Source organism: Telluria sp. LT2P80, from assembly GCF_059685955.1.
This window is the reverse complement of record NZ_JCASIO010000005.1, coordinates 35,200-48,279: the sequence shown is the minus strand read 5'-3', so window position 1 is coordinate 48,279 and position 13,080 is coordinate 35,200. Positions and strand designations below refer to the sequence as shown.

The window sequence follows — 13,080 nt, the reverse complement described above, 5'->3', positions numbered from 1 at the left end:
AAAATTCCTTACATGTCTTGGGGTGAGGCCGCACCGGACTGGCGCTGTTCACGGGCCCTGCGGCGGCGATTGAGGGTGGCGGTGCCGCTGATGCAGATCGCGAGCCAGCCGCAGCCCTCCGTCAATGCGGCGAGGATGTCGGTGAGATAGTGCGCGCCGAGATACATACGCGAAAACGCCACGGCGCCAATCATCAGGGCTGCCAGCACGAACGGCAGCACCCTGCCCGGCCATGTCCGGGCGTGGCGCGCGAAATAGCAGGCCAGCACGCCATACAGGACGGTGGCGGCCATCGTGTGCCCGCTGGGGAAACTGTAGGTAGTCAGCGTGACGATCGGCTCGTCGAAGTGCGGCCGGGCGCGCTCGAACGTGTGCTTGAGCGCGACGTTGAGCAGCATTCCACCCGGCACGCTGGCGATGACTGCCATCGTCCAGTAACGGTGACCACTGCGATACAGCCACAGCGCCGCGCAGAAGGCCATGATGAGGATCCCTGGCGTACTGTGAATGTGGGTGATGAGCAGGAGCCCATCACGCAAGAGCCCGCCCTGGCGCGCGTGCAGGTGCAGCCAGTTGGCGATGTCGGCGTCGAACTGCGTGATCGGCGCGCCGGCCACGACGGCACCGGCAAGCTGGGCGAACACGGCCATCGCAGCGAGCAGCAGGGCCACGCCGATGGTCAGGTGCAGCCCGTATTCGCCCTCGGCAGAGAAGCGGTTGGCGGCAAAGCGCTGGAGACGTGGCAGTGTTTTGGTCATGGTGACGCGATTATGACTGACTTGGCGAAAATACCACACACGACAAAAACTACTGTATGCCCGAACAGTAACTGTTGATTCATACAGTAGTTATGGTATTCTTACTTCACTGCATAACCACTCGATACGAGGAAACGAACATGACCACGCTCAATAGCTCTTTTGGTATGGAACACGCCCCGACCCCTTTCATGGTCCGCATTGGCCGTCGCGAAATCCTGGTGACCCGCGACTTCCGCAAGCGTTTCTACGCCGTGAATCCGGTTATCGAGTGCGACACGGGCGTCGAAGCCGGCCACGTTGAGATCCTGCTGTTCCGTCGCTGGCTGGTCATCCTGTCCAAGGCAAACTGAGCCGCACCCGTGCCGGCGCAGAAATCGTATAAGGTTGCTTGAATTTATTCGTTTTCTTTCTATAGCCCGAGACCGTACTCTACCGTCTCTAACCTGGAGAAAGACACTCGATGCTTCGCAAAACCTTCATCAGCTCGCTGGCAGCCCTGACCCTCCTGGCGCACGCGCCTGCATTTGCCGCCGACATCAGCCTGCTCAACGTATCGTATGATCCGACGCGCGAGCTGTACCACGAGTTCGATGCGGCATTTGCCAAGCACTGGAAAGCAAAGACCGGCGACAACGTCACGATCAAGCAGTCGCATGGCGGCTCGGGCAAACAGGCGCGCTCGGTGATCGACGGCCTGCAGGCCGATGTCGTCACCCTCGCGCTGGCCTACGACATCGACGCGATCCGCGACAAGGGCCTGATCAATCCGGGCTGGGAACAAAAGCTCAAATACCGCAGCGCGCCGTACACGTCGACCATCGTGTTCTTGGTGCGCAAGGGCAATCCGAAGCAGATCCGTGACTGGGGTGACCTCGTCAAACCGGGCATCTCGGTGATCACGCCGAACCCCAAGACGTCCGGCGGCGCGCGCTGGAACCACCTTGCCGCCTATGGCTACGCGCTGCGCCAGCCGGGCGGTACCGACGCCAAGGCGCGCGACTATCTGGCGCGCCTGTACAAGAACGTGCCGGTGCTCGATTCGGGTGCCCGCGGCGCTACCACCACGTTCGTCGAGCGTGGCATCGGCGACGTGCTGCTGGCCTGGGAAAACGAGGCATTACTGGCGCTGCGTGAACTCGGCCCGGACAAATTCGAGATCGTCGCGCCGTCGGTCAGCATCCTGGCCGAGCCGCCAGTGGCCGTCGTCGACAAGACCGTCGACAAGCGCGGCACGCGGCCGGTGGCGCAGGCTTACGTCGAGTTTCTATACGGCGACCAGGGCCAGGACATCATCGCCAAGAACTACTACCGCCCTTCGGTCGAGAAATTTGCCAAGAAATACGCGTCGCAATTTCCGCAGATCAAGCTATTCCAGATCAGCGATTTTGGCGGCTGGACCGCGGCGCAGAAAACCCACTTTGCCGATGGCGGTGTGTTCGATCAGATTTACTCCAAGAAATAACCTTGCGCCTGCCCAGGCCTGCGCTTGCGCAGTCCTCGTGAAACGCCGTTCCCGCATCGTGTGGGAACGGCGTTTTTCGTTAGCGGGCGACTGCCGGCGCCGCCCCGTCACCCGCGCGCCACGTTTTCTCTTGAAATATCACTATGAAACACGAAGTGATCATTTCACTAACACCTTCCTCGACCAAATCAAAGAAAAAAGGATCACCCATGTCAGTCAAACTGAAGAAAATCAACGAGCAAGTCATCGTCATCACGGGCGCCACCAGCGGCATCGGCCTGACCACGGCGCGCATGGCTGCCGAACGCGGCGCCAAAATGGTGCTGGCGGCACGCGCCGACGATGCCCTCGCCCACCTGGCTGAAGAACTGACCACGAACGGCGCCGAGGTCGTCACCGTCACGGCGGACGTGGGCAATATCGACGATGTCGCGCGCATTGGCGACGCCGCCATCGAGCGCTTCGGCCGTATCGACACCTGGATCAACAATGCGGGTATCTCGATCTTTGGCCGGATGGAAGATGTGGCGCCCGAAGACCACCACCGCCTGTTCCAAACCAATTTCTGGGGCGTGGTCAATGGCTCGATGGAAGCGGTCAAGCGCATGAAGCTGCGCGGCGGCGGCGCGCTGATCAACCTGGGCAGCGAGCTGTCAGACCATGCGATTCCGCTACAAGGCATGTACGCGGCGTCCAAGCACGCCGTGAAGGGCTTCACGGATGCGCTGCGCATCGAACTGGACAAGGAAGGCGCACCGATGTCGGTCACGCTGATCAAGCCGACCGGGATCGACACGATGTTTGCCGTGCATGCGAAAAATTATATGGACAAGGAACCGAAGCTGCCGGCGCCGGTCTACGCGCCAGAAATCGTTGCTGATGCGATCTTGTATGCGGCCCAGCACCCGAAGCGCGACGTGTTCGTCGGCGGTGCGGCCAAGATGAATTCGACGGGAGCACGCTTGCTGCCGCGCGTGTTCGACAAATTCCTGCAGGCGACGATGTTTGTGAACCAGAAGCTGGACGTCGACACCGACCCAAGCCGGCGCGACGCCCTGCACAAGCCCGACTACACGCGTGAATTGCGCGAGCGCCAGGGCTCGCCACATCACGTGATCGAGCACAGCGAATACACGGCGGCAGCGCTGCGCTCGAAATATATCAACGCTGCCCTGTTGGGCAGCGGCGCCTTGTTAGCGGCTTACGTCCTGACCCGGCGGAAGACTCGTTAAGAAGTCGGTGTCATCCTCGTTCAGTGGCAGATCGGGGATCGACTCGATGCGGTCGGTGTCGATGTCGGCGCCGTCCCTGACAACCGCGTCGCGGCCAGCTGCGGCGCGTTCACCCGTGCCGCTGCGATCGCTGTCGCCCGAGAAATCGGCGTCGCCGACATCCGGCCCGGCCGTTTCGCCCGCGTGACCGGCTTCGAGGTCGGACGTGGTGCCGCCGTCGAAATCGAGCGTCTGCTCAGGATCGATATTGCTGGCAAAGCCAGGACCGCCCACGACATCGCTGCCGGTATCCGACAAGTCGCTCGGGCCGAGTGCGTCGACACCATGGCCCTTGCCCAGGCTGCGGTCTGGTGCTTCTGGGAAGTTATCCGGATCAAGTGTGCTGGTACCAGTCATAAGGTCTCCTCAATAGTTAATGAACCATGGAGACACATTACTGAATTTTGCCGATTCCTGTCGCAACGCAGGGACGGCGCGCGCTGCATCGAGGCCGACGCGGGCAACCGTCAGAAAGCGCGCCGCATTCCGACGTTGAGCGACGAGCCATTGCCCGGTTTGACGCCCAGATGCACGCCAGCCAGATGCTGGATGCGCGAATAGGCTGCGTAAAAATCCATGCGGCGCGAAACGGCGTAGCTGGCGCCGACGGCGACCTGGCGCGCATCGCGGTTGGACAGGTCGCGGTCGTTGCGCCGGATGTAGGAGGCCAGCAGCGTGGTCGAATGGCTCATGGGCACCGCCACCCCGGCGAGCACGTCGCGGCTGTTGGTGGAACGTGTGGCGGCCACACCGGCGCTGTAGGGATTATCGGGATTGAACAGCGGCGAGCTGCCCCAGCCGCGGCTGGCACTGTAGGCGGCATACGCCGTGCCCCAGTCAAAGCGCATATTGGCAGCAACGATGGAATTCTTGGCGGCCATCGTGATGTCGACCTGGTCGTAGCGCGTGACCTTGGCCACATTGCGGTTCTGGTGGGCCGCGCGAATCGTCAGTGGCCCGAGATTGACGCCGACAGACATGCCCCAGGCGCGGCCCGAGGGTGAACCGTCGACGTCGCCCTTGCCCCACTTGGCGCCGGTCGACACGCCAGCAAGCTTGCCTTCGTAGGCGACGCTGTCGTCGGCGCGTACGCCACGTGGCGCAGCCTGGGCGGCCAGGCCACCGTGGAACGGGTCGCCCACGTCATTGAGCGTCGTGTAGTCGATATTGAATTGCCGGCCAACGGTCAGCGTGCCGGCGCCGACGTGCCCGGTGGTTGGCGCGGGCTCGACGGCAGATTCGCGGGTGAAGATGGCATTGCCTGCGGACCCAGTCACACCATCGGCGCGCGCGCCCAGCTGGAGTTGGGCGAGGCAATCTTGCGCGCACACGGTTTCAGGGATCGCAACATTACCGGCGCCCCTTGCGGTGGCCACCGACTCCTGTGCCGAAGCACATACCGCACTCGAACCCAGCACGGCCATAGCGATGAAAGACATTTTCATGGCGTCACAATCTCCCTGACACCTACTATCCGCGAAATGTCGCGAACCCATCTGTCTATTACTTCACATTACTTTGCAGAAGCGGCGACTTCCGCTCCGGCACTGTGCAGCACGTGCAACCGATCATACTCTACCGGCGCAGGCACGCAAAGCCTGCTGGCTCCCATTCGCGCAGGGCAAGCAGCAAGCCGGTACCACGCCGCTGCGCCAGCGGCGCGGCCAGGCTTTCGTCGTGCAATTGCGCAAAGCGGCTGCGCAACTGGCGCAGCTCCTGCTGCAGCTTGGCGCGTGCGCTTTCGGTCAGCATCCCATGCGCAAAATCGAGCGACTCGCCCACCCCGCCGAACGCGCCAGCCACAAATTCGGGCAAGCCCTGCTCGCGGAAATACGCACGGATCGGGCCATCCGGCAGCCAGTCGAAATCGCGCGCCACGTTCACACGGATGCGGTTGCCCGGCAAGAGCGAGATCAGTTGCAGGCGATCGAGATGGAGCAGGTGCTGGACGCATTGCGCTTCGGTCAGGGCATAGGCGCCAAGGATGTCGAGCATGCGCCAGTGGTTCAGCGCGCAGACGGCGACGAGCAACAGCTTCGGATCCGACACCAGCTCGGCTTCCTGCCCGGCGCTGAGCGTGCGCAGGCGGCGCTGGCCGGCCTGGGCTTCCTGCGTGATCTCGGCCAGCGTGAAGCCGAGCAGGCTGCAGATTTCGACGATCCGGTCGAGGGTAAATTGCTCGCTGGCGAACAGGCGCTTGACGCTCGGCTCGGACAAGTCGAGCGCGACGGCAACGTCACGGTAGGTCAGCCCCTGCAGTTTCAGCTGACGCTTGATGGTGGCGATGATCTGGCTGATTTGGTTCATGAAGGCTACTGGCAATCGCAAAGGACAACTTGGGGCGTAAAGGCCAGCCTGCGCCTCATATTGGTACGGCAGCCAGCGCCACCGCATTCTTGCCGCCGCGCTTGGCGGCGTACATGGCATGGTCGGCGCGCGCCAGCCAGGCATCGAGATCGGGCTTGTCGCCCGGCGCGAAGACCGCGACGCCAATGCTGGCGCCCACGGTGACGTCGGTGGTGCTGAGCTGATACGGCTCGCGCACGCGGTCGAGCAGCTTCCAGGCAGTTTCCTCGGCATCAGTGCGCGAGGTCAGCATTTCCAGCACGACGACAAATTCGTCACCCGCCAGGCGCGCGACCATATCGGTCATGCGAATCGCACCGGCAAGGCGCGCGCCGAACTGGCGCAGCAGCTCGTCGCCTTCTTCGTGACCGTGGTTGTCATTGACCGCCTTGAAGCCATCCATGTCGATGAACAGCAACGCCGCCGGACGCCCGCCCCGGCTGGCGCGGCCCATCGCCTCGGGCAGCGTTTCGAGCAGCGCCCGCCGGTTCGGCAATCCCGTCAGCACGTCGCGCAGCAGCAGCGCCTGCAGTTCCGCCGTGCGCTGCGCCACCTTCGATTCCAGATGTTCATTCATCTGCTGCAGGGCGCGCCGGTATTGCTCTTCGCTCTCGACCAGATTGCGCATCGTGCGCGACAGCATATTGGCTTCGTAGAAGCCCTGGATATGCGGAATCGTCGGCAACTCGTGACCGCTGGCAGTCGCTTCCGTCACCCGCTCGATCGCCTCGCCCAAGCGCGTCATCGGGCGCGCCAGGCGCTGTGCCAGCAAGGCTGCGACCACAGCGAGCACCACGCCCAGCAAGCCGCTCCACATCAGCATCCGGTGCTGCAGCAGCTTGGCGCTCTGCAAGGCCTTGTCTTCATCCTGGCGCACCAGCACCGCCCAGTTCAGCGACGCCTCGTTGCCGATCTGGCCCGTCTGGCTGTAGCCGGTGAGATAGGTACGCCCATCGGGCCACGCTTCGCGCAGCGCGCCCGTGTCGCCCAGCCTGGCGCGGCGCAGGCTTTCCGTTGAAATCTTTTTCTCGACCAGTTCTTGCGGGCCAAGCATGACGGTCCCGTCATTGCGCACGACCAGGATCTCGGCGCCATATTCGCGCAGTGCCGGGGTCAGAAGCTTGCGCGCCTGGCGCCGCGCCCAGTCCCAGCTCAGGTGCAGGCCGAGCACGGCGAACATCTCGCCGTCATGGCTGAAGACGGGCGTGGAGACATCGACGAAGCGCCATGGATCGCTACCATGGGGCATGAGCTTTTCAAGCATGACGGCAGGATGGTAATCGGTAGCGCGCACGCCCACCTGGCCGGACTTGAACCACGGCCGGGCGCTGACGTCCGCGCCTTCAAGCAGGCCCTTGGTCGAGGCAGTGACCTTGCCGTTGATGTCGGCCAGGCCGATCCAGGCGTAATCGGGGAACGTTTGCTGCAGACTTTCCAGCGCAATGCGCGCGGACGCCGGACTGCGTGCATTGCGCACTTGCGGCAAGGCGGCCAGCAGGCGGGCGTCGCCCGTGGCCTGCTCGACGACGCGATTGAGCGAATCGCGCATTTGCCATGACAGCTGTTGCAGGCGCAACTGGGCTTCAGCATTGGCCTGGCGCACCGCAAAATGATTGACCACCGCGAGCAGCAGAGCGACCGTCAGTGCCACCGTGGCGCACACGGCCAGGGTCATCAGGGTGGACAGTCGAAATCTACAGAGCAAACCTTGCATGTGCGGTATTAGCAAACGAGTAATAGCTCATCATCATAGCGCCGAAACCGGTAGTGAATTCGGATTACTACAGATGCGCCGTGGAAATACAATTTCCGATCCGCTATTTTGGATGAATTGCAACACTGTAACGGAGATTGCGGGGCTTGACCACCTCCAGGACAAGATTGCCCCCCGCCCCTCTGCCGGTAGCCGTCTGTACCGCTTTCACTGTCGCAGGTCGATTACTATCTGCTAACAACCGTTCAACCACCCGATCAAGAGGCCCCATCCATGTCGCATCGTTCTCTGCTTTCCTTGTTTGCCGTGTCCCTCGTCGTGGCCGCGCCGGGCGCGACCGCGTCGCCAGACGCACCGGTGATCACCATCGACACTGGCAAGGTGGCAGGCTCGACCGATGCGGGCGTCGCCAGCTGGAAAGGTATCCCGTTCGCTGCCCCGCCGCTGGGCATGCTGCGCTGGCGCCCGCCCGCGCCTGCCAAGCCGTGGCCGGGCGTACGGCAGGCAACCGCCTACGCGGCAGATTGCATGCAAGTGCCCTTTCCCAGCGACGCCGCCCCACTGGGCACGACGCCCAGCGAAGACTGCCTGTACCTGAACGTCTGGAAGCCGGCCGATGCCAAGGACCCACTTCCCGTGATCGTCTGGATCTATGGTGGCGGCTTCGTCAATGGCGGCGCGTCGCCCCCGACCTATTCCGGCGCCGAACTGGCAAAACAGCGCGCGCTCGTCGTCAGCTTCAATTACCGCATCGGGCGCTTTGGCTTCTTTGCCCATCCACAGCTGACGCGCGAGACGGGCACCAGCGGCGCTAAAGGCGTGGTTGGCAACTATGGCTTCATGGACCAGATCGCCGCGCTGGAATGGGTCAAGCGCAATGTGGCGGCGTTCGGCGGCGATCCCGCCAATGTCACGATCGCCGGTGAATCGGCGGGCGGCATGTCGGTCAATACGCTGCTGACCTCGCCGATGAGCAAGGGCTTGTTCGCCAAGGCAGTAGTCATGTCGGGCGGCGATGGTGGGACCGCGCCGACGCCGCTGGCCGACGTCGAACGAATCGGCGTGCAGTTCGCGAGCGGCAAGGGCATCGCGGCGGACGATCCAAAAGCGCTGGAGAAACTGCGGGCGCTGTCGGCGGACACGATCGCCGACGGTTTGAACCTGGCGAACTTCATGCAGCGCGACAAGCCGACGTACCACGGCCCTTATGTCGACGGCAAGCTGGCGATCGATTCACGCGCCGCGTTTGCCGAAGGCCGCATGCACAAGGTGCCGGTGATGATCGGTGCAACCAGCGCGGATATCGGTGGCAAGACCGGGTATATGGTGGCCGGTGCGCGCAGCCTTGCCGGCACGCTGGCCGGGCACGGCGCGCCCGTGTATGCGTACCGTTTTTCGTACGTGCACCAGGCCAACGAGAAGCCGGGGGCCGGCGCCGGGCATGCGACGGATATCCCGTTCTTCTTCGACACGGTGGCCATCAAGTACGGCGCGCAGGCGACGGCCCGTGATCTTGGCATGGGCAAGACGATGAGTACGTATATGGTGAATTTTGCGAAGCGCGGGGATCCGAACGAGGCCGGACTGCCGGTGTGGGAACGCTATGCGCGTGCGGCCGACGCCATCATGGACTTCACCGCCAACGGCACCGCGGTGATGGGCAAGGATGCCTGGGGCGCCGACATCGATGCGGCGCAAACGACGCCCGCCAAGGCTGGCGAGCGTCGCTGAAGCGCCAGTTTCTGGCGCTCGGATCTATATCAGGCCAATTGCGCCTGTAACGTAATTGCGTTCGGACGGCGCGGCGTAACGGCCTGGACCGGGGCTGACACGGCGGCCGGCGCGACCTTGAACACGCTGACGCGATCGGCCAGCCCGGCAGCGCTTTCCTGCAACGATGTGGCAGCGCTGGCGGCTTCCTCGACGAGGGCGGCATTCTGCTGCGTGACCTGATCCATCTGGCTGATCGCCTGGTGGATCTGCTCGATGCCCGAGCTCTGCTCGGCGCTGGCCACGCTGATCTCACCCATGATGCCCGCCACCCGGCGCACGCTCTGCAGGATTTCTTCCATCGTTGCACCGGCCTGGTCGACCAGGCGCGTGCCCGCATCGACCTTGCTGACCGAGTCGCCGATCAGTTCCTTGATTTCCTTGGCGGCACTGGCCGAACGCTGCGCCAGATTGCGCACTTCGCTCGCAACGACGGCAAAGCCACGGCCCTGCTCACCGGCACGCGCTGCTTCGACTGCCGCATTGAGCGCCAGGATGTTGGTCTGGAACGCGATGCCATCGATGACGCCGATGATATCGACGATCTTGCGGGCCGACGCATTGATCTCGCCCATGGTACCCACGACTTCGGTCACGACCGAACCGCCACGGGTCGCGATCTGCGTGGCCGATGCCGCCAGCTCATTGGCCTGGCGCGCATTTTCCGCATTCTGGCGCACCGTGCTGGTCAGCTCTTCAACGGACGCGGCCGTCTCTTCAATCGCGCTGGCCTGCTGTTCGGTACGCGACGACAGGTCCATATTGCCGGCGGCGATCTGCGTCGATGCCGTGGCGATCACTTCACTTTCGCTGCGCACATCCTTGACGATACCGGCCAGCGATGCGGTCATGTCACGCAAGGCAGCGAGCAGTTGGCCGAATTCATTGGTCGAACTGACCGGCGCCTGGACACTCAGGTCGCCATCGGCAACACGGCGTGCCACGGCCACAGCTTGCATCAGCGGCGTGTTGATCGCACGGACCAGATAGAACGCAGCACCGATGCTCAGCAGGATGGCCACGACGATGGCGGCGATCACGACGGTGTTGAGCACGGCCAGCTCCTGGTGCAGTTCCTTGCCCTGGCGGATGTTGCGATCGCTCATCAGCTTCTGCAATGCAGCGAATGCCTCGGTCGACTTGTTGTACGTCGGGTTGATCTGCTTGCCGAGCATCAGGTTGGCGTCGTCCCACTGACCCGATTGAATCGCGCGCATGGCATTGCCGATCATGTCGATGCCGAGATTGTCGCTGGCCGTCATCCACGCAGCAAAACGCTCGCGCGTTTCGGGGAAGCGCAGACTCGCCTGCAGCTCCTGCTGCTCCTTGCGCATTTCTTCGCTGTTCTTGGCGATGAAGTCGCTGTGGAACGTCAGCGGATGGTTATGCAGCCCTGCATGCTTGTTTTCAGGGTTGTGCTGCAGCGCCTGCAGGATGTGGCTGCGGTTGGTTTCCATGCGCATTTTCAGGTCGGACATGCCGATCTGCTGATTGGCCGTGGTGAGTGCAAGGTTTTCGAGGAGGTCAACGGAGCGCTGCGTGGCGTGGTACCCGAGGGCGCCGACGGTGATGACGGCAAGGATGAGCAAGCCGATGACGGCGGCGATCACGTACTTGATGCTGAAATTTTTCATGTTGGATGGGAAGTGGGGGCGAACGATGTCGCTGAGGGGGTCGATTATCCACGCACTTCAGCCAGATTTCGAAAAAGAAATCTTGCTTTCCGTCTGACAATATTTACAGTTGTGTTTCTTACAGGAAAGCTAAAACGAAAGAAGCATATCTGTTTGTACATTCATTAACGTTACCGTTTTAGTACCAGATTGGGGGCTGACCATTACAGAGGCCAGTGCAAAGCAGTGAGCGTCTTGACTCATCCCTGAATTGCACCCTCCGCCAATCACCCGGAGAGGGAGGAAAGCCAGCACGCCAGCGGCCTGAACCAGGACGCGGCGAGCGAATAGGCAGTAGACCGGGTATCAATGACACGCGCACTGATTGAGCAACCATCAAATGAGGGGGTACGGCGACCGACTGCACCTTTGCCGATGCTGGTAGAAACGCGCGATCGACGCGTTTCCATGGGTGTCCTCATCATTCCCCATGTTGAGAATTTCATCGCGAGCGCTTTGTAGGCCAAGTATTGTCAGACCGGCGCCCGACTTGCATTTTTGCACAGCATTGACGCGCTCCAGACTTTACGACCGATTTACTTTCTCTGTACGAATCGGCGTCAATGGTCTTCAGGAGAGTAAACACAGTCGGCAAGAGCGAATATACGATGTATTAGAACGACATGGCTTTCAAAAATATTGGGTTAAACAGGATTTACAGCTACAGGTCATTTGCTGATGAACTACAATCCAGAAACAGGGCAAGCACCATCATGCTGCCGTTTCTTTTATAGATAAGGGAGCTTGGTTGAGCACAAATTACACCGTCACATTGGCAGGCGAAGGCCTGGCCGGACAAGAACAGAAGCAGGCGCTAATTCTCGAGACTGCACGCGCCGCGGGCCTGTGGCTATCGACGTACATCAGCGGCACGGGCTCAATCTCCGTTGACCTGCGCTTCGATCCCGTTATTGCTACGATGAGTGCTAGTGCTATCCACTCTGCAGCGTCCGGCCAGATCAAGGCGCAAGACGGTAAAGCCTATACACTATACGAGTCCGGCGTGGCAGCAGAAATCAGGACAGGTGTCGATCCCAATAGTGTCAGCCCCGATGCAGTCATCAACGTCGGCATTGCCAATCTCGATCGCTACTACTGGTTTGATCAGACGATTAGCACTGGCAACGATATTCCTGTCGATAAGACCGATGGTTTTCGAGTCATGTTGCATGAACTTTTGCACACCGTTGGATTCAATGGCTGGCTGGCTAATACCGGCGCCTCGTTTACGGGACCCGTCATTAGCAATTTCGACAGTTTGGTCAAGTTCGAGGGCGACCGAAGCTTCTTCGTCGGCGATCACGCGCGCGCAGCTTATGGCGCCAATGTCCCGCTGACTAACGTTCACCTTGGCGATGCAATCAGCTTTGCCGAGGGACGGCTGACCGGTGCCGAGAGTCTGATGAGTTATTCGGCCCCGCTCAATGGTATCCGCATTTCACTCGACCCGGTTGTCATCGGCATGCTGCGCGACTTGGGCCACACGGTGCGTGACCAGCAGGCCGTCCTTTCTGGCGATGGAAAACCTGGCAGTATGGTCGCCGTTCAGGCGAAGTCCGATACCTACAGCATCGACAGAGTGCTAGATTTGACTTTCCTTAGTTCCATCGGCAAGGATACCGCGGTCCTGATCGAGGATGCGGACAGGATCAAGTTCACAGATACCACGATCGCACTCGATACAGGTGCGGACATGGTCGGCGGTCAGGCTTACCGGATCTACCAGGCGGCATTCGATCGCATGCCGGATCAGGTTGGACTCGGTTTCTGGATTGCCCAGATGGACCGCGGCATGGCATTGAGCACGGTGGCAGAAAATTTCATCTTGGCCGACGAATTTCTTAAAATATACGGCAGCGCGCCCACGCACGCTGCCATCGTCGACAAGTTCTATGAAAATGTTCTCAACCGCGCCGGTGATGCTGGTGGTATCGCTTACTGGAATGGCTTGCTCGATCAGGGGAAGCTGACGGTCGCCGAAGTACTGGCGAGCTTCAGCGAGAGCGCGGAAAATTTCGCGAGGTTGGCTACAGTGATCGGCAATGGCTTCGAATATACGCCTTATGGATAACGCCTCGAACTG

General features: G+C 61.5%; 11 protein-coding genes. 5 read left to right on the top strand and 6 right to left on the bottom strand.

The window, feature by feature from the left end:
- Positions 1-8 precede the first annotated feature (8 nt).
- Positions 9-758, bottom strand: a complete 750-nt coding sequence (locus AC56LW_RS14290) for a phosphatase PAP2 family protein (RefSeq protein ID WP_499635355.1) — start codon at positions 756-758, stop codon at positions 9-11.
- A 140-nt stretch (positions 759-898) separates the two neighbouring features.
- Here AC56LW_RS14290 and AC56LW_RS14285 point away from each other — a divergent pair, with 140 nt between their 5' ends.
- The 3 genes from AC56LW_RS14285 to AC56LW_RS14275 all read left to right on the top strand — a co-directional run bounded on the left by AC56LW_RS14285 (position 899) and on the right by AC56LW_RS14275 (position 3,455).
- A complete protein-coding gene (locus tag AC56LW_RS14285) occupies positions 899-1,111 on the top strand; it encodes a hypothetical protein (protein WP_183550633.1) in 213 nt (70 codons plus the stop codon).
- A 110-nt stretch (positions 1,112-1,221) separates the two neighbouring features.
- On the top strand, positions 1,222-2,223 hold the full coding sequence (locus AC56LW_RS14280; RefSeq protein WP_332529876.1) for a sulfate ABC transporter substrate-binding protein: 1,002 nt from the start codon (positions 1,222-1,224) through the stop codon (positions 2,221-2,223).
- Between the two features lie 209 nt (positions 2,224-2,432).
- Positions 2,433-3,455: an SDR family oxidoreductase gene (locus AC56LW_RS14275; RefSeq protein ID WP_499635353.1), complete on the top strand. Its 1,023-nt coding sequence runs from the start codon at positions 2,433-2,435 to the stop codon at positions 3,453-3,455.
- Here the strand turns inward: AC56LW_RS14275 and AC56LW_RS14270 are convergent.
- The 4 genes from AC56LW_RS14270 to AC56LW_RS14255 form a co-directional block, all read right to left on the bottom strand.
- The gene (locus AC56LW_RS14270) at positions 3,417-3,851 is read right to left on the bottom strand and encodes a hypothetical protein (RefSeq protein ID WP_332529874.1); all 435 of its coding nucleotides are present in this window, start codon (positions 3,849-3,851) and stop codon (positions 3,417-3,419) included. The two genes, AC56LW_RS14275 and AC56LW_RS14270, sit on opposite strands and share 39 nt — an antisense overlap.
- A gap of 110 nt (positions 3,852-3,961) precedes the next feature.
- Complete coding sequence (locus AC56LW_RS14265; protein WP_499635351.1) at positions 3,962-4,939, bottom strand: porin; 978 nt, start codon at positions 4,937-4,939, stop codon at positions 3,962-3,964.
- A 130-nt stretch (positions 4,940-5,069) separates the two neighbouring features.
- On the bottom strand, positions 5,070-5,801 hold the full coding sequence (locus AC56LW_RS14260) for a helix-turn-helix domain-containing protein (RefSeq protein WP_332529872.1): 732 nt from the start codon (positions 5,799-5,801) through the stop codon (positions 5,070-5,072).
- A 55-nt stretch (positions 5,802-5,856) separates the two neighbouring features.
- Positions 5,857-7,515 carry a diguanylate cyclase domain-containing protein gene (locus AC56LW_RS14255; RefSeq protein WP_499635348.1) on the bottom strand — a complete coding sequence of 553 codons (1,659 nt, stop codon included), beginning with the start codon at positions 7,513-7,515 and terminating at the stop codon, positions 5,857-5,859.
- A gap of 312 nt (positions 7,516-7,827) precedes the next feature.
- Here AC56LW_RS14255 and AC56LW_RS14250 point away from each other — a divergent pair, with 312 nt between their 5' ends.
- The gene (locus AC56LW_RS14250; RefSeq protein ID WP_499635346.1) at positions 7,828-9,285 is read left to right on the top strand and encodes a carboxylesterase/lipase family protein; all 1,458 of its coding nucleotides are present in this window, start codon (positions 7,828-7,830) and stop codon (positions 9,283-9,285) included.
- Between the two features lie 29 nt (positions 9,286-9,314).
- Here the strand turns inward: AC56LW_RS14250 and AC56LW_RS14245 are convergent, their stop codons facing one another.
- The gene (locus tag AC56LW_RS14245) at positions 9,315-10,958 is read right to left on the bottom strand and encodes a methyl-accepting chemotaxis protein (protein WP_499635344.1); all 1,644 of its coding nucleotides are present in this window, start codon (positions 10,956-10,958) and stop codon (positions 9,315-9,317) included.
- Positions 10,959-11,745: 787 nt separating this feature from the next.
- On the opposite strand from AC56LW_RS14245, the gene AC56LW_RS14240 reads away from it, so the two are divergent.
- Entirely contained in the window at positions 11,746-13,068 is a 1,323-nt protein-coding gene (locus AC56LW_RS14240) for a DUF4214 domain-containing protein (RefSeq protein ID WP_499635341.1), read from the top strand.
- Positions 13,069-13,080: the final 12 nt, after the last annotated feature.